Annotated in this window: 14 protein-coding genes; 1 reads left to right on the top strand and 13 read right to left on the bottom strand. The window is 61.6% G+C overall.

Annotated features, from left to right (window positions below; genetic code table 11):
• Positions 1-11 precede the first annotated feature (11 nt).
• The 4 genes from Q0367_RS01020 to Q0367_RS01005 all read right to left on the bottom strand — a co-directional run bounded on the left by Q0367_RS01020 (position 12) and on the right by Q0367_RS01005 (position 2,890).
• Entirely contained in the window at positions 12-215 is a 204-nt protein-coding gene (locus Q0367_RS01020) for a zinc ribbon domain-containing protein (RefSeq protein ID WP_297633090.1), read from the bottom strand.
• A 21-nt stretch (positions 216-236) separates the two neighbouring features.
• Complete coding sequence (locus tag Q0367_RS01015; protein WP_297633092.1) at positions 237-1,001, bottom strand: sulfite exporter TauE/SafE family protein; 765 nt, start codon at positions 999-1,001, stop codon at positions 237-239.
• Between the two features lie 73 nt (positions 1,002-1,074).
• Positions 1,075-2,502 carry a rhodanese-like domain-containing protein gene (locus tag Q0367_RS01010; protein WP_297633095.1) on the bottom strand — a complete coding sequence of 476 codons (1,428 nt, stop codon included), beginning with the start codon at positions 2,500-2,502 and terminating at the stop codon, positions 1,075-1,077.
• 31 nt (positions 2,503-2,533) lie between these two features.
• Entirely contained in the window at positions 2,534-2,890 is a 357-nt protein-coding gene (locus Q0367_RS01005) for a rhodanese-like domain-containing protein (protein ID WP_297633098.1), read from the bottom strand.
• 104 nt (positions 2,891-2,994) lie between these two features.
• On the opposite strand from Q0367_RS01005, the gene Q0367_RS01000 reads away from it, so the two are divergent.
• Positions 2,995-3,969, top strand: a complete 975-nt coding sequence (locus Q0367_RS01000) for a LysR family transcriptional regulator (protein ID WP_297633101.1) — start codon at positions 2,995-2,997, stop codon at positions 3,967-3,969.
• Between the two features lie 46 nt (positions 3,970-4,015).
• Here the strand turns inward: Q0367_RS01000 and Q0367_RS00995 are convergent, their stop codons facing one another.
• From Q0367_RS00995 to Q0367_RS00955, 9 genes are all read right to left on the bottom strand, one after another.
• Positions 4,016-4,660: a hypothetical protein gene (locus Q0367_RS00995; RefSeq protein ID WP_297633104.1), complete on the bottom strand. Its 645-nt coding sequence runs from the start codon at positions 4,658-4,660 to the stop codon at positions 4,016-4,018.
• On the bottom strand, positions 4,653-5,897 hold the full coding sequence (locus tag Q0367_RS00990; RefSeq protein ID WP_297633107.1) for an ABC transporter permease: 1,245 nt from the start codon (positions 5,895-5,897) through the stop codon (positions 4,653-4,655). Before Q0367_RS00990 ends, Q0367_RS00995 begins: the two co-directional genes overlap by 8 nt.
• On the bottom strand, positions 5,894-6,694 hold the full coding sequence (locus tag Q0367_RS00985; protein ID WP_363325820.1) for an ABC transporter ATP-binding protein: 801 nt from the start codon (positions 6,692-6,694) through the stop codon (positions 5,894-5,896). The genes Q0367_RS00990 and Q0367_RS00985 overlap by 4 nt, the downstream gene beginning before the upstream one ends.
• A 41-nt stretch (positions 6,695-6,735) precedes the next feature.
• On the bottom strand, positions 6,736-8,208 hold the full coding sequence (locus tag Q0367_RS00980; RefSeq protein ID WP_297633113.1) for an efflux RND transporter periplasmic adaptor subunit: 1,473 nt from the start codon (positions 8,206-8,208) through the stop codon (positions 6,736-6,738).
• A 467-nt stretch (positions 8,209-8,675) separates the two neighbouring features.
• Positions 8,676-9,572, bottom strand: coding sequence for an NAD(P)-dependent oxidoreductase (locus tag Q0367_RS00975; RefSeq protein WP_297633116.1), 897 nt, complete (start codon positions 9,570-9,572; stop codon positions 8,676-8,678).
• Positions 9,573-9,576: 4 nt separating this feature from the next.
• Entirely contained in the window at positions 9,577-9,846 is a 270-nt protein-coding gene (locus tag Q0367_RS00970; protein WP_297633119.1) for a Uma2 family endonuclease, read from the bottom strand.
• 93 nt (positions 9,847-9,939) lie between these two features.
• Complete coding sequence (locus Q0367_RS00965) at positions 9,940-12,462, bottom strand: ATP-dependent Clp protease ATP-binding subunit (RefSeq protein ID WP_297633122.1); 2,523 nt, start codon at positions 12,460-12,462, stop codon at positions 9,940-9,942.
• Between the two features lie 333 nt (positions 12,463-12,795).
• Positions 12,796-13,758, bottom strand: a complete 963-nt coding sequence (gene arcC, locus Q0367_RS00960; protein ID WP_298980663.1) for a carbamate kinase — start codon at positions 13,756-13,758, stop codon at positions 12,796-12,798.
• Positions 13,759-13,795: 37 nt separating this feature from the next.
• On the bottom strand, positions 13,796-15,001 hold the full coding sequence (locus tag Q0367_RS00955; RefSeq protein ID WP_297633128.1) for a YgeY family selenium metabolism-linked hydrolase: 1,206 nt from the start codon (positions 14,999-15,001) through the stop codon (positions 13,796-13,798).
• Between the last annotated feature and the right edge of the window lie 465 nt (positions 15,002-15,466).

Raw genomic sequence — 15,466 nt, 5'->3', positions numbered from 1 at the left:
CAGCGGACGCCTCAGCCGCCGCCGGTGGAGCAGTTGTCGCCTGTGGCGAGGCCGCCCCCGACGCCGCCGCCTTTGACGCCAAAGGTGGAGAATTTCTTATCCACCCTGGCGCTCTGACAATGGGGGCAGACAATCTCTTCTTTCACAGAGGCGCTGCGCACCCACTGCTCGAACAGGGCGCCGCAGTTGGCGCAGACATATTCATACAACGGCATATTCTTTCCCTCCTCTTTTCTTTAAATGACGCCCATCTTCCAGGCGTTGTCGATCAACAGAAAGATGGCGAGCGCAATCACGAAAAGCGCAAAGCCTTTGCGCAGATGGTCGGGATGCAGGATATGCGCCAGACGGGCGCCAACCAGCGCTCCCGTCAACCCTGCAGTGACGAAAATCGTCACCACCTGCAGGTCGATCGCCGCAGCGTGCAGATGCCCTAAAAAGCCGGCAAGGCTGTTCATGGCAATCACCACCAGCGACGTCCCCACCGCCTGACGCATCGGCAGACCGACCAGCATCACCAGCGCCGGAACGATCAGAAAACCGCCGCCCACGCCCAGGAAGCCGGTCAGCAGGCCGACCGCCGCGCCGCTGGCGACGGTGGCGAGCCAGCCGCGCCGGCCGTTTTCGCCCTCCGTCGGCTGCGGCTTGAGGATCATGAACAGCCCGACCACCAGCATCAAGAGTGCAAAGAGCGCCATCAACACCGCCGGCGGAAGCAGTTTCGACCAGCCAGCGGCGAGATAGGCCGTCGCCATGCCGACGCCGCCGAAGAGCAGTGCCACCCGCCAGTTGAGCGTGCCCTGGGAACGGTGCATGAAGGCGCCCATCATGCTGTTGGCGCCTACGATCACGAGCGAAGCGGTCACCGCCGCCTGCGGCGACTGCCCGACGACGTAGACAAGCGCAGGCACGGTCAGAATCGAGCCGCCGCCGCCCAATAATCCCAGCGAGAGGCCAATGGCAAAACCTAACAACACGTCAATGACAATTTGCTCGATCACAACAAGACCACCCTGATTTCAACCAAAATGCTCGAATCTCTGTCGTCGGTTCGCCGACCGTTCGGTTTCTCGGCTACGCCGTCACCGTCTCCATCCTCACGCCGCTCTCGGTGGGCAGGAACTTCGACCAGCACTCTGTGCCTTCGTTCAACGCAATCACATTCTCAAAGCCGGCGGCCTCGAGCAGGCTGGCGGCGATCTGCGAGCGATAGCCGGTGGCGCAATGCGTCACGATCGTGCGGTCTCTAGGCAGAGTCTCCAACTGGTCGGGAAGGTAGCCTAGCGGAATGTGGCGCGCGCCCACGATGTGTCTTTCGGCGTACTCGGCCTTGTTGCGTACATCCAGAATGAGGATATTGTTCTGCGGCAGCCGTTTCGCCAGCTCGCGCGCCGTGATGACCGGCAACGCCTGCGTGCGATGGGCGAGCACATCGGGGGTGAAGTAGCCGGGCACATAATCGACGCCGATCGAGCGCAGGTCGGTCAAAATTTGCCGCTCAGAATCCACCGAGGGCAACAGAATGTAGACCGGCCGCTCATAGTCCACCAGCCAACCCATGTAGGTCACGAAGCTGTTGTTGTCCGCCGGCACGTTGACCGTTCCCGGGACGTGCGCCGCAGCAAACTGGCCCCGGTTGCGCAGGTCGAAGACCTGGCCGCCGTCCTCGATGATGGCGTCCAACGTGGCGCGGTCATAGTTGACGGGCGTCGGCAGCGAAGTGGTGAGGGGCGGCCCCAGCTTGTTGATCTTCTTCATCTGTGCAAAGTACTTGGGCGGCTCCGGTTGCCCCTCGAGGAGCCAGGCGACGAAGGCGTCCTCGTCTTCAAACTGGAAGGCGGGGTTGAAGAGTTTCTCGTAGCCCAGCGTCGTCGAAGGGATGGCGCCCAGCGCCTTGCCGCACGCGCTGCCGGCGCCGTGCCCGGGCCAGATCTGCAGATAATCCGGCAGGGCTTTGAAGCGCTGCACAGTGTGAAACTGCTGTCGCGCGCCAACTTCTTTGGTGCCCTTGTAGCCCGCCGCTTCCTCCAGCAGGTCAGGTCGACCGACGTCGCCTACGAAGAGAAAATCGCCGGTGAAGACGCCCATGGGTTTGTCGGCGCCGGCCGTGTCCGTGATCATGAACGAAATGTGCTCCGGCGTGTGGCCGGGCGTGTGCAGCACTTCCACCTTGATGTTGCCCACCATCCAACTGTCGCCTTCGCGCACCAGGATCACGTTCGGCTCATCTGCAAAGGCGTATTTCCAGTTGGCGTCCCCCATGTCGCTCAGATAGATCGTGGCGCCGGTGACTGCAGCCAGCTCGCGGCTGCCGCTCACAAAGTCGGCGTGGATGTGCGTCTCGGTCACATGGGTGATGCGCAGCCCTTCCTTCTCGGCGGCGCGCAAATAGGGCAAAATATTGCGCGCCGGATCGACCACCATCGCCTCGCCTGTGGCGACGCATCCCACCAGATAGCTGGCCTGCGCCAGTTTTTCATCGTAGAAATATCGAAGCAGCATCTGTTTTCCTCCTTGAAACGAGCGGAATTTCTTACCTCGTCACCGGCAAGCCCTGCCGCACCCAGTCGATAATGCCGCCCAAGTCGTACACCTCGGTGTAGCCCGCTTGCATCAACATGTTGGCGGCAAAGGCGCTGCGATTGCCGCTGCGGCAGTAGACGATCACCGGCTGATCTTTTGGGATGCGGTTCATCTTTTGCTGCAGCTCTTGCAGGCTAATGTTGATGGCCCCCGGAATATAGCCGGCGGCGAACTCCTCCGGCGTCCGCACATCCACCAGGGTGTGCGGCGTCTTGGCGTCCATATAGCGAGCTTTGTATTCCGCCGGCTGCACGAGCTGATGCCCTGGAGCGCCCATCCCACTGAACAATCTCGTGAAGAAACTCATCCTGTTCTCCTCATTGCCATAATTGATTTTGTTTCTCCTACTGTACCCCGTTTCTATTTGCGCAACGCTGGCGATTTGCTTATCATTGATATAAGTTAAAACTTATGATTAGTTTGTATAAACTCGAGATTTTCGCCGTCGTCGTGCAGACGGGAAGCTTTAGCGCTGCGGCGGAGCGGCTGCTGATGACGCAGCCGGCCGTCAGCCAACATATTCAGGATTTGGAAGCCGCGCTCGGCGCCAAACTCTTCGAGCGCGGGCGACGCGGGGTCACCCTGACGGAGGCCGGGGAGACGCTGCACCGCTACACGCAGGAAATTCTCCGACTGGTGGCCGAGGCGGAAAGTGCGGTCACGGATGTTCGCCATCTGGCAAGCGGACAGGTGCGCGTGGCCGCCACGCCAGGGGTTGGCGTCTACCTGTTGCCGGACTGGGTGCAGGCCTTTCGCCAGACGCATCCCCATTTGACCGTGACGGTGCAGACCAGCATCACGCCGCACATCGTGGCGGGGCTGCGCCGGGGCGAGATGGACCTCGGCTTTGTCGAAGGAGAGCTGGAGAAGCTTGATCTGGATGACGTCGCTGCGCTCGAGCTTGAGGTCAATGAGCAATTCGTCATCGTGGGGCCGAAACATCCCTGGTGGGAGCGCAGCTCCGTGCGGCTCGCAGAGCTGGCCGGCAGAGGCATGGTGATGCGTCAGCGCAACAGCCAGACACGCATCTGGTTGGACGGCGAGCTGCAGCGCGCCGGCGTGCAGGTGCAGGTGGTGGCCGAATTTGACAACGTAGAGTCGATCAAACGCGCGGTCGCCAAAGGGAGAGACATCGCCATCTTGCCCGAATACGCTGTGCGCAGCGAACTGGAAATGGGACTCTTGCGCGCGTTGCCTGTAGAGGGCAAACCGTTGCAACGAACGCTGAAGCTGGTGTGGAACCGCGCCCAGCCCTTTTCCGCCGTCACCCGCGCATTTTTGCGATTTCTGGCGCGGGAGGCGCCTGCTGTGAACGCGCTGCTCGATGAACGACGAATCTCGCGTTTCGGCAAGTCCACCTCAGGGTCAGACGTTCTTCGTCGCTAACCGACGGGAAGCGCGTCTGCCGTTTCGACGCGTCGTTGGGCCGGTCTTACGGCTGCGGCGTGGCGTTGAGCGTCGCCATCAGCTCATCCAGGACGTTGACAGGCTCCATTACATCGGCGATCAGAGTGGCGACGACGCCGGGGTCCACCGCTTGGTCGACGACGGTTAAATCATCGGCGCCGAAGAGCGACAGCTGACCGGCGGGCGTCCACCCGAAGACTGCATTCTCATCGTACACAGAAAGCCAGCGACCATCCGCCGAAATTCCGGTCACATTCAAGACGCCGGTGGGAGGAGCTTGCTTCAGAATGCGGCCGCCGGGCCGGTCATAGATGGCGGCGCCGCCCGTCGCAATTCCGATGGCCGAAGGCGGCTGCTCGATGGCCAGGAGAGCCGTCCAGCCCGCCGGCCCCCGACGAACGGCGCTCAGCGCCTCCAGCGCGGGCGTCGGCGTCGGCGTGATGAAAATAGGCGTCCCTTGCGGTGTGTTCAGGGTGAAAATGTCGGCGCGCGCCGTATAGACCGGCGTAGGTTGAACCGGGCGCACGACATCGGCGGGAATGGGCGTCGGTGTTGCCAGCGTTGGGCTGCTACAAGCTGCGAGGATCAGAAAGGTGCCCAGCAGCACAATCCACAGGCCATATTGCCGAACGGATGAACGCGTGAAGAGAGGCGATCTCTGTTTATTCATAGCGCAGCGCATCGATGGGGTTGAGGCGGCTGGCCCGAAACGCCGGAAAGATGCCGAAAAACAGCCCGACCGCCGTCGCCACGACCAACGAGGTGACTACGGCGTCGGCGCCCACGACAGCCTGAAATTCGCCGAAGAAGGTGCTGACGATCTGCGCCAGTCCCCAGCCCAGGGCGACGCCGATCATGCCGCCGATGGCGGCCAGCGTCATCGCCTCAATGAGAAACTGGATGAGCACGTCGCCGCGTTTGGCGCCGACCGCCTTGCGCAGCCCGATCTCGCGCGTGCGCTCGGTGACGCTCACCAGCATGATGTTCATGATGCCGATGCCGCCGACCAGCAAGCTGATGGCGGCGATGGCGCCCAGGAAGATCGTCAGCGCGCCCAGAATGTCGCCGAACACGGAGATCAGGTCGTTTTGGCTGATGATGGTGAAATCGTCCTGATCGAGATATTTGATGCCGCGGCGCTCGCGCATCAGCTCGGTGATCGCTTCCTGCGCAGCGGGAATATTGGCGCTGTCGTCGATCGAGGCGTAAATCACCGTGACCCGATACTCGCCGTTGGGCGTCTTCTGCTTGAAGAGGCGATCCTGGCCTGTGGTCAGCGGCAAGAAGACCGAACGGTCGAGATTGCCGCCGGGCCCGCCGCCCTTGCTCTCCATGACGCCGATCACGCGGAAGTTCATGCCGTTGATCTGCACGGTTTGGTCGATCGGGTATTCGTTGTTGGGAAAGAGCTGTTGGTAGGTCTCCGACCCGAGCACGACCACGCGCTGACGTTCGTCGCTGTCGAGCGTCGAGAAGTAAGAGCCGATCGTGGTGTTCCAGTTGCGCACGAGCGGATATTCGGGCGTCGTGGCATTGGCCTGCACGGTGACCGTCTTGCCGGCGCGCGAGACCTGCACGCGCGTCTGAAAGTCCGCCGCCACCGCCGCAACGTGCGGCACGCGGCTGCGGTCGGCGATGGCGAGCATATCGCCCAGGGTCAGCGACCGCACCGGATTGGCGCGCAGCGAGGGCGGCCCTTCGGTGATTTGCCCCGGCGCAATAAAGAGCAGGTTGCTGCCCAAACCGGCGAACTGATCCGTAACATATTTCTCCACCCCGCGGCCGATCGACATCAGCGCAATCACGGCGCCGACGCCGATGATGATGCCGAGCATGGTGAGCACGCTGCGCAATTTGTTGGCCGCCAGGGCGCGCATGGCGATGCGCAATGCTTCCAGCACTTTCATCGTTCGCGCTCCTTCACCATCACCGCCTCATGCCCGTTCGACGAGACTGCATGTGTCTTGGCTGCATGAATGCCGGCCGTCGCCTGTCGGGTTTCATCCGACTCGATCAGCCCGTCTCGGATGCGCACAACCCGGTTGCAGTATTCGGCGGTCTCCGGGTTGTGGGTGACGAAGACGATCGTGATGCCGCGTTCCTGGTTGAGGCGTTGAAAGAGCTCCATGATCTCAATGCTGGTCTTCGTGTCCAGGTTGCCGGTCGGTTCGTCGGCCAGGATCATGGAAGGCTCGTTGACCAGGGCGCGTGCGATGGCCACGCGCTGCTGCTGGCCGCCGGAAAGTTCGTTCGGCTTGTGGTCGAGGCGGTCGCCCAGGCCAACCAGCCGCAGCGCATCCTCCGCGCGCTTGCGGCGCTGCCGGCCGCCCATCCCTGCATAGATGAGGGGCAGCTCCACGTTGGCGACTGCGGTCGTGCGCGGCAGCAGGTTGAAATTTTGAAAAACAAAGCCGATCTTGTGGTTGCGAATGGCGGCCAGCTGGTCGTCCTTCAGACGACTGACGTCTTTACCGTCGAGCTCATAGGTTCCAGAAGTCGGCACATCGAGGCAGCCGATGATGTTCATCAGCGTCGACTTGCCGCTGCCGCTCGGCCCCATGATGGCGATCATTTCGCCGGGATAGACTTCGAGGTCGATCCCGCGCAAGGCGTGCACCTCGACGTCGCCCATCTGATATACTTTGGTGATGTCGCGCAAGGCAATGACCGGAATCTGACCGTTCGTTCGCCCATTTTTTGGCATCATGGCGTTCGTTTCGCCTCTCTTTCCTTCAGGGTCTGCCGCTAGTTGCCGCCGAAGAGTGCGCCGCGCAGCCGTTCTTCGCTGGTCTGCGTCACGAGAGCGATCTGATCGCCCTCCTGCAGACCGGCCAGAATCTGGCTTTCGCGCTCGTTGCGCAGGCCCAGCTCCACCTGCTGTCGCACCGGTTCGCCGTTCACCATCTTGAACACATAGGCGACGCCGGTGTTGCGATCGATGGTGATGAAACGGTTGGGCGCCAACACGACGTTGTCCACGTTCGCCGTGGTGATGATGGCGGTGGCGCTCATGCCCACGCGCAGCGGCTCGTCCGTCGGGTCGGGCACGACGGTCACCTCGTAGGCGACAACGCCGCCGACGTTCGAGGCCGTCGGCGAAATTTCGGTGACTTTGCCGGTGATTTCGGCGCCGGGCAAGGCGTCAACGCTCAGGCGCACCGGTTGACCAACGGCGACCTGACGCACGTCGATTTCATCGACCAGCACCTTCATCTTGAATTGGCTCAGATCGGTCAACACGACCGCCGGCCTGGCGTTGTTGGCGATCTCGCCTGCCTTGATGTTCACCTGGCTGACGACGCCGTCAATAGGCGCGACCAGGCGGGCATTGGCGAGGGCGTTCTCCGCCTGCAGCACGTTGAGCTGCGCCTGCTTGAGCTGGGCGCGCGCAATTGTCAGGTCTTCTTCCTTGGGGCCTTCGAGCAGCTTGTTGAGGTTGTTGCGGGCGTTGACCACCTGCGCCTGCGCCTGTCGCAGCGCGGACTGCGCCTGCGCGATCTGATTCAGCGCCTGGGCGCGCTGCGCCTCGCTCACCGGCTCGTTGGTCTTGGCGACCTGGGCTTTGGCCAGCTCATAGTTGGCCGTCGCCTGCTCTAGCTGCTGCGCCTGCGGGTACATGCCGGCGTCCGGTTGGTCCTTGATCTTGTTGTACGCCTGTTGCGCCTGCTTGAGCGCAATCTCGGCCTGGCGCAGCTGCGCCTCGTTGATCACCTGCTGCGCCTCGCTCGGCCCTGCAAAAAGGTTGCGGTAGTTGGCCTGGGCGCTGGCCAGCGCAGCTTCGGCGCTGGCGACGCCCGCCTGCGCCACTTCGACCGCCGCCTGCGCCGCCGCCACATCCATCGGATCGGGAGGCGCCTCCAGTTTGGCCAACTGCGCCGCTGCGATCTCCTGGGCGACCTTCGCATTGGCAAGCGCAAGCGTCAGCTCGGTGACGTCTAGTTGCGCCAGAAGCTGGCCGCGCTGCACGCTCTGGCCGACCTCGACCAGCACTTCGCTGACCGTGCCGATGTTGCGAAAGACGAGGGAGACTTGATCGTTTGGCTCGATGCTGCCGGTGGCGCTCACCGTGCTGGCGATGGAGCCGCGCTGCACGACGATGGTTTCGTAGGTCGGCGCGTTGCTTTGCGCCTGAACCGGCGCTACATAACGATCGTAGACATACCATCCGCCTGCGCCGATCACCGCAACAACCATCAAGACCACAAAAAATCGCTTCATAGTGTCATCTAGCTTCCTGGTAAGAAAGGCTCGAACAACGCTTCATTTTTTCTTTTTTAATACGATAATTTCTGTACACAAGTTTTATTGTACCCGGTTTTCGTCAGACCAAACAGTAAGTTTGTATGGAATACAGGACCGTGGATTTTCACTTTAGATAGAGGTTGCGCAGTGCGGTGTGTTCTTATAGCAGGGGGCCAGGAAGCCCATGCAATTTACCGATAGAAGTTGCACAGTTGAACCCGGGAATTGATAGAGTGGATTGTGCCTGCGGCTCGCAGCCGCGGGCCCTCACCCCCTGGCCCCCTCTCCCAGCATCGGGAGAGGGGGCCGGAGATTCTCTGGATTCACCGTCGCTGCGGCTGCAAGCCGCACGTTCTCGATGAACGCAAGGTCTTGGGGAATTCGAGCAAGCGCAGCTTGTGAAGCTCCCCGGAAAGGGGGAGGATCGCATCCCCTGCGGCCTGTCAGGAGGCAGGCTCGATCTGAAAGCCGGCCAGATGTTCGAGCGCCTTGATCAGCGCATGATTGCCTTCGTTGCCGAGACCGCGCGCCTGGAGGGTGCGATATAACTGAAAGACCAGGCTGGTGATCAGCACCGGCGCGCCCAGTTCGTCGGCGGCCTCCAACACCAGGCGCAGGTCTTTCTGCTGGAGGTCAATGGTGAAGCCCGGCCGCCAGTCGCGCGCAATGATCTGCGGCGCGCGGTGGGTGAACATCCAGCTCCCGGCTGCGCCCTGGCTGATGGCGTCGTAGGTCTTCCGGAGGTCGACGCCGCCCGCCTGTGCGAACATCAGCGCTTCGCACATGGCGATGCAGTTGCCGACGACCAGCACCTGATTGACCAGTTTGACGGTTTGACCGGCGCCGTGTCCGCCGACGTGGGTGATGGTCTTGCCCATGGCCTGAAACACGGGCAGCGCGCGTGCGAACTGTTCGGCTTCGCCGCCGACCATGATGCTGAGCGTGCCTTTGGCTGCGCCCTCGCTGCCTCCGCTGACGGGAGCGTCGAGCATGAAGACGCCTCGTTCGGCCAGTTTGTCGGCGATTTCGCGCGTCGCCTTGGGGCTGATCGTGCTGCAGTCGATCACCAGGCTGCCCGGTCGCGCGCCGTGGATCACCCCGCGCTCTCCCAAGATCACTTCCTGGACGTCCGGCGTGTCGCTGACGCAGATGACGACGATGTCGCTGCGCTCCGCCACGTCGGCCGGACTGGCGCCGGCGTGTGCGCCTTCCGCCACCAGCTCTTGCATGCGCGTGGTGGTGCGATTCCACACCGTGAGCGGAAACCCCGCCTTGAGCAGGTTCGCCGCCATGCCTCTGCCCATGATGCCGAGGCCGATAAAACCGATTCGCTCCGCCATAAGATCAATCCTTTGCGCTTTTAGGGTTGGCTTGATGATAGGGTCGTTGGGTTGGGCGTTTGCAGCAACCGGCGCAGCGTGGCTGCATTAATCTTTCTGCATCTGGGTCGATGATCCAGTCTTCGCGCACGCCATGGGTTGCATAATCCTCAAATTTCACGCCGCAATCGATCGCTTCGATGAAGATTTCAGCAGTTGTTCGACCGGTTGCGCTCCCTGTTGAGAAGCCATGTGTGCGCTCACCTCCTTTTTCTTCAGGCCGTCGTTTCTTCATTATAGCGAACAATATCGGCTGCAATGAAAAACCCCCGACGTCACCTCTCAGATGACGTCGGGGGTTGTCGCCTCGGGGATGGGAGCATCAACCCTATTGAAGCAACGCCTCGAATTCGTCGGTCTCCTCCGAAGATTTCGTCACGTCCTTGTGCGCTGTGACCTCGAAGACGAACTGCTTGGTCGCTACGCCGTCTTCGCCCACCACCTCGCGGTAGTCCACGGTGATGGTGTCGCCCGGCACGAATTTTTCGGCCAGCATGCCCTCGCTGAGCGGGTCCTGAATTTGGTTCTGAATGACGCGGCGCAGCGGTCGGGCGCCGTACTCCGGATCGTAGCCTGCGTCGGCGATGGCGCGGCGCGCAGCTTCGGTCAGGATCAGCTCCATTTCGTGCTCGGCCATCTGCATGCGCAGCGGGCGCAACTCCAGCTCAACAATCTGGGCGATCTCCTCCTTGGTGAGGCTGCGGAAGACCATGATGCCGTCCAGACGGTTGATGAACTCTGGCCGGAAGGTCTTCTTGAGCGCGTCCATCACCTTGGCTTTCATCTTCTCGTATTCGCTCTCGCGGCGCTCTTCGTCTTCGTCCTGCGAGATGACGAAGCCAAGCCCCTTGGCGCCCTGGATCAGTTTGGCGCCGATGTTGCTGGTCATCAGGATCAGCGTATTGCGGAAGTCGACGCGGCGTCCCTTGGCGTCGGTGAGGTAACCGTCCTCCATGATTTGGAGCAACATGTTGAACGCCTCAGGATGCGCCTTTTCGATCTCGTCGAGCAGCACTACGCTGTAGGGGCGGCGACGCACAGCTTCGGTGAGCTGGCCGCCTTCTTCGTAGCCGACGTATCCTGGCGGTGCGCCGACCAGACGGCTGACGTTGTGGCGCTCCATGAATTCGCTCATGTCGAGCTTGATCAGCGCCTCTTCGCTGCCGAAGAGGAACTCCGCCAGCGTCTTGGCGAGCAGCGTCTTGCCGATGCCCGTGGGGCCCAGGAACATGAAGCTGCCAATCGGACGTTTGGGGTCTTTCAAGCCGGCGCGCGCGCGGCGCACGGCCTTGGCAATCGCCCGGATCGGCTCATCCTGGCCGATGATGCGCTGATGCATCACGCGCTCCATCTCCAGCAGACGCTCGCGCTCCTCGCCGGCGATGCGGCTGACCGGGACGCCTGTCCACATCGAGACTACTTCGGCGATGTCCTCCGCCGTCACTTTCGGCTGATTGGCGGCTTCGTTCCAGCCTTCGCGCAGCTCGCTCAGCCGCGCCTCCAGCTCGACTTCGCGATAGCGGAGGTCGATGGCGTCGTCGAAGCGCTGCATGTCAAGCGCCTGCTCTTTTTCCTTCTGCAGCTTCTTGAGACTCATGAAAGTCTCGCGCAGATTGGCGGCGTAGGGTGCCTTGTACATGCGCACGCGGCTGCCGGCTTCGTCGATCAGGTCGATTGCTTTATCCGGCATGAAGCGATCGGGCACATAGCGCGCGGCCAGATGCGCGGCGGCGTGCAACGCTTCGTCCGTGATGATGAGTTTGTGGTGCTCCTCATAGCGAGGTCGAACGCCGCGCAGGATTTCGATCGTCTGCTCAATCGAAGGCTCCTCCACCAAAATCGGCTGGAAGCGTCGTTCGAGCGCTGCGTCGCTCTCGATATATTTGCGATATTCGTCGAGCGTGGTGGCGCCGATCACCTGCAGCTCGCCACGGCTGAGCGCCGGCTTCAAGATGTTGGCGGCGTCCACGCTGCTGCCCGCCGCGCCTGCGCCGACCAGCATGTGCACCTCATCGATGAAGAGGATCGACTGTGAGTTGATCACCTCTTCGATCACCTTCTTGAGGCGCTCCTCGAACTGGCCGCGGTACATGGTGCCGGCGACCAGGCTGCCGACGTCGAGCATCAGCAGGCGTTTGTTGAGCAGCGGTTCGGGCACATTGCCCTCCACGATGCGCTGCGCCAGCCCTTCGACGATGGCGGTCTTGCCCACGCCCGGCTCGCCAATGAGGGCGGGGTTGTTTTTGGTGCGCCGGCTCAGGATCTGGATCACGCGTTCGATTTCGGCTTCGCGTCCGATGACGGGGTCGAGTTTGCCTTCCTCGGCCGCGGCCGTCATGTCGTAGCCGAGCTGATCCATCAGCGGCGTCTTGGACTCTTTCTTTTGTTTATCTTTGGTCTGCGCCTGGCTCTGCAGGATGTTGCGCGCCGTCTGCGTGCGCACGCGGTCCAGGTTGATGCCCAGCCCGCGCAACACATTGACTGCGATCCCCTCGCCTTCGCGCACCAGGCCAAGCAGCAGATGTTCGGTGCCGATGTAGTGATGACCCATCAGGCGGGCTTCATCCACCGCCAGCTCGATGACGCGCTTGGTGCGCGGGGCCAGGGTCGGCTTGCCGAAAGGCGGTCGCTCGCCCCTTCCGACCGTGCGTTCGACCGCACGGATAATTTGGACCGGCTCCACGCCGAGCTCGCGCAACACCTTCACCGCCACGCCGTTCTCTTCTCGCACCAAACCGAGGAGAAGGTGCTCGGTGCCTATGTAATTGTGATTCAGCCGGAGCGCTTCTTCCTGCGCCAGCGTCAGCACGCGGCGCGCTCGCTTTGTAAAGCGATCTAATTTGTCAGACATAGATCTTCCCTTGTACAACTATCACCGTCGGTTTCCCCGACACCTTCCACTGTAGCAGAAAGCGAAGATACCTGGCAGTAAGTGCCGTTCCTCTTTTTCGCCTCCAGAAAACGCAACCTGCCGAACCAAAGTGAATGTTTACATGAGCGGGTCATACTTCCATTGTAACGAGGCATTTTGCAGTTTGTCAATTCGCTTTTGAGGGATGCGTCTGCATCCGTTGGCAGGGGCGTCCCTCGGGGGAATGGTGCAAAAGGAGGAAATTCGGCGACGCCGCCGATGAAAAGCTCGACGGGCTGGTGCAAAGCGGCGCCCCTACAGACGTTTATTCTCCTAGCGCACGATACGCGTGCCCGTCTCGCCGCGCAGCGCGCGCGCCAGATTTTCTGGATTGGTGATGAGGGTGTAAGCGTTCGGCTTGCGGCTGTTCTGCAAAAAGCGGATGCACGCCTCGATCTTCGGCAACATGCTGCCGGGGGCGAAATGGCCTTCGGCGATATATTGCTCCGCCTCGGCGATGGTCATTTCATCCAGGAAGACCTGGTTGGGTTTGCCATAGTTCAGCGCCACCTTTTCGACGGCCGTGCTGATCAAGAGCAGATCGGCGTCGATCTGCGAGGCGAGCAGGCTGCTGGCGCGGTCTTTGTCGATCACGGCGTAGACGGAGCGCAGCTCGCCTTTGGCGTTGCGCACGACCGGGATGCCGCCCCCGCCCACCGCCACGACGATCCAACCCATGCGCACCGCCTGCGCGATCGCTTTTTCTTCGACGATGGCGAGCGGCTCCGGCGAGGCGACCACGCGACGCCATCCGCGGCCCGCGTCTTCGATCACCCGCCAGCCCTGACGTTCAAAGTTGCGCGCCTGCGCCTCGTCCATGAAGCCGCCGATCGGCTTGGAGGGATTGGCGAAAGCCGGATCGTTGGGATCCACTTCCACTTGGGTGACCAGGGTGATGCACTGGCGATCGATGTTGCGCTGAAAGAACTCGTTGTTGAGCGTCTGCTGCAACATGAAGCCGATGCTGCCCTGGGTGTCCGCCACAATCAGGTCGAGGGGCGTGGGGTGAACTTCATGCGCCGCCAGCTCGTTGCGCCGCAAGATAAATCCCACCTGTGGCCCATTGCCATGGGTGATGGCGATGGACCAGCCCGCTTCCACCATGTCGGCGATGTAGTGGGAGGTCTGGCGCACGGCGTCCCATTGATGCGGAACGTCGGCGTGTCTGTTGTCGGTGATCAACGAGTTGCCGCCGATGGCGACCACAGCGAGGGGCCCGCGATTGTCCGAGGACATGAGTAAAGCTCCGTTGCTTGTGAAGGAAATGCTCTCGTTAGCGAATCAACGCCGGCAGCACTGCATAAAACTCAGCCGCCTTGACGACGTCGGAGAGAAGCACGCTGTCCATCACGGTGTGCGCCGTCTCTTCCTCGCCGGGGCCGAAGCCGATCGACGGGATGCCTGCCTTGCCCATCCAGTAGGTGCCGTTGGTGCTGAAGTTCCATTTGCCGGAGGGATGATCCGGCAGGCCGATCAGGCGCGCCGCCTCGTGGCCGGCCTGGACAAGCGGGTGATTTTCATCCAACGCCCAGGCGGGAAAATATTTATCTACCGGAAAGACAAAACCGGTGTAACTTGGCTCGGCGTATTTCATCATTTCCACCGTGACCTCGCCGCTTTGGAGTTGGCGCTCCGGGACAAGGGCGCGCACCTGTGCAATCGCCTGCTCTGCGCTTTCGCCGAAGGTGAGGCGACGGTCGATGTAGAGGCGCACCAGATCGGGCACAGCGTTGATCGAGGGAGTCGACACCTTCATGTCGGTCACCGTGATTTTGCCGTTCCCGAGGAAAGGATCGTCGCCGAGCTGCGGCTCCATTTTGCTGACGCCATCGATGATGGGCAACGCCTTGTAGATGGCGTTGTCGCCGAGGTGGTTGCTGGCGGCGTGCGCGCTGCGCCCGCGCACCGTGACTTCGATTTCGACGCGGCCTTTGTGCCCCCGATAAATTTGCATTTTGGTCGGTTCGCCGATGACGACGTAGTGAGGGCGGATGCCCTCATGCTCGACCAGCGCGTGCGGGGCGATGCCATCGCACCATTCCTCCATGTTGCCGAAGTAATAGACGGTCCATCCGTCGAGCAGCCCCAACTCCCTGGCGATGGCGAGGCCGTAGATCATCGGCGGCGTGCTGCCCTTTTCATCGCACGCCCCGCGGGCGTAAAAGCGCCCTTTCTCGACCTTGCCGATGAACGGATCCCAATCCCAGTCGTCGCGATTGCCGATGCCCACCGTATCGATGTGGCTATCGTATAACAGAATGCGCGGCCCGTCGCCGATGCGCCCCAGCGTGTTGCCCATCGAATCGAACCAGACGGCGTCGAAGCCGAGTTTGCGCATCTCCGCCTGCGCTCGCTCGCCGACCGGTCCGATCTGAGAATCGAACGAGGGGATGGCGCACAGCTCGCGCAGGAAGCGGATGATGGCGTCGCTGTGTTGGTCAACCAACCGACGCACAGATGCCACGTCAATGGTGCTCATAGACAAAATCCTTTGCTGCTTTACGATGAGGCGGAAGCCTCTCGCACAGATGATGGGAAGAATGTCTTGTGAATGAAACCAAGTATACCACAATGCGCTGCTTTCTAAATCAACCGCCGCGCATTGCTAATGGAGGCGCACCCTTTGCGCCTGCTTCCCCTTCACCCCTTTCTCTGCCGCGATCAATCCGTATGCGCATCGCTTCCGCGGCTTTATTGTTATTGCAGTGACCTTTTTCGGAGTAGCGGCCAGAGCGAAGTGTGAGAGCTGGGGACTATGCCTGGCGTCTGGCTCACCCATGCCTGCGGCGCCGGTGTATTCGACTCACTGCACCTGGAAAAGGGTCGCAGGCTCCGGGGATGGGATGTGCACAGCGAATACAAGCCATACGAAGTGGGCCTGGAACGCACTGTGCGCCTGGACAAAGGCTATTTCCTTGGACGCGATGTGCTTCTCAAGCGAAAG

Origin of the sequence: uncultured Caldilinea sp. (assembly GCF_937128415.1) — a bacterium.
Lineage (GTDB): Bacteria > Chloroflexota > Anaerolineae > Caldilineales > Caldilineaceae > Caldilinea.
The sequence above is the reverse complement of the archived record's forward strand: the minus strand, read 5'-3'. Positions and strand labels throughout refer to the sequence as shown.

Bases quoted from the DNA above. Each gene is read 5' to 3' on its own strand.
- Q0367_RS01020 (WP_297633090.1), bottom strand. From the start codon at position 215: ATGCCGTTGTATGAATATGTCTGCGCCAACTGCGGCGCCCTGTTCGAG.
- Q0367_RS01010 (WP_297633095.1), bottom strand. From the start codon at position 2,502: ATGCTGCTTCGATATTTCTACGATGAAAAACTGGCGCAGGCCAGCTAT.
- Q0367_RS01005 (WP_297633098.1), bottom strand. From the start codon at position 2,890: ATGAGTTTCTTCACGAGATTGTTCAGTGGGATGGGCGCTCCAGGGCAT.
- Q0367_RS01000 (WP_297633101.1), top strand. From the start codon at position 2,995: ATGATTAGTTTGTATAAACTCGAGATTTTCGCCGTCGTCGTGCAGACG.
- Q0367_RS00995 (WP_297633104.1), bottom strand. From the start codon at position 4,660: ATGAATAAACAGAGATCGCCTCTCTTCACGCGTTCATCCGTTCGGCAA.
- Q0367_RS00990 (WP_297633107.1), bottom strand. From the start codon at position 5,897: ATGAAAGTGCTGGAAGCATTGCGCATCGCCATGCGCGCCCTGGCGGCC.
- Q0367_RS00985 (WP_363325820.1), bottom strand. From the start codon at position 6,694: ATGCCAAAAAATGGGCGAACGAACGGTCAGATTCCGGTCATTGCCTTG.
- Q0367_RS00980 (WP_297633113.1), bottom strand. From the start codon at position 8,208: ATGAAGCGATTTTTTGTGGTCTTGATGGTTGTTGCGGTGATCGGCGCA.
- Q0367_RS00975 (WP_297633116.1), bottom strand. From the start codon at position 9,572: ATGGCGGAGCGAATCGGTTTTATCGGCCTCGGCATCATGGGCAGAGGC.
- Q0367_RS00970 (WP_297633119.1), bottom strand. From the start codon at position 9,846: ATGAAGAAACGACGGCCTGAAGAAAAAGGAGGTGAGCGCACACATGGC.
- Q0367_RS00965 (WP_297633122.1), bottom strand. From the start codon at position 12,462: ATGTCTGACAAATTAGATCGCTTTACAAAGCGAGCGCGCCGCGTGCTG.
- arcC (WP_298980663.1), bottom strand. From the start codon at position 13,758: ATGTCCTCGGACAATCGCGGGCCCCTCGCTGTGGTCGCCATCGGCGGC.
- Q0367_RS00955 (WP_297633128.1), bottom strand. From the start codon at position 15,001: ATGAGCACCATTGACGTGGCATCTGTGCGTCGGTTGGTTGACCAACAC.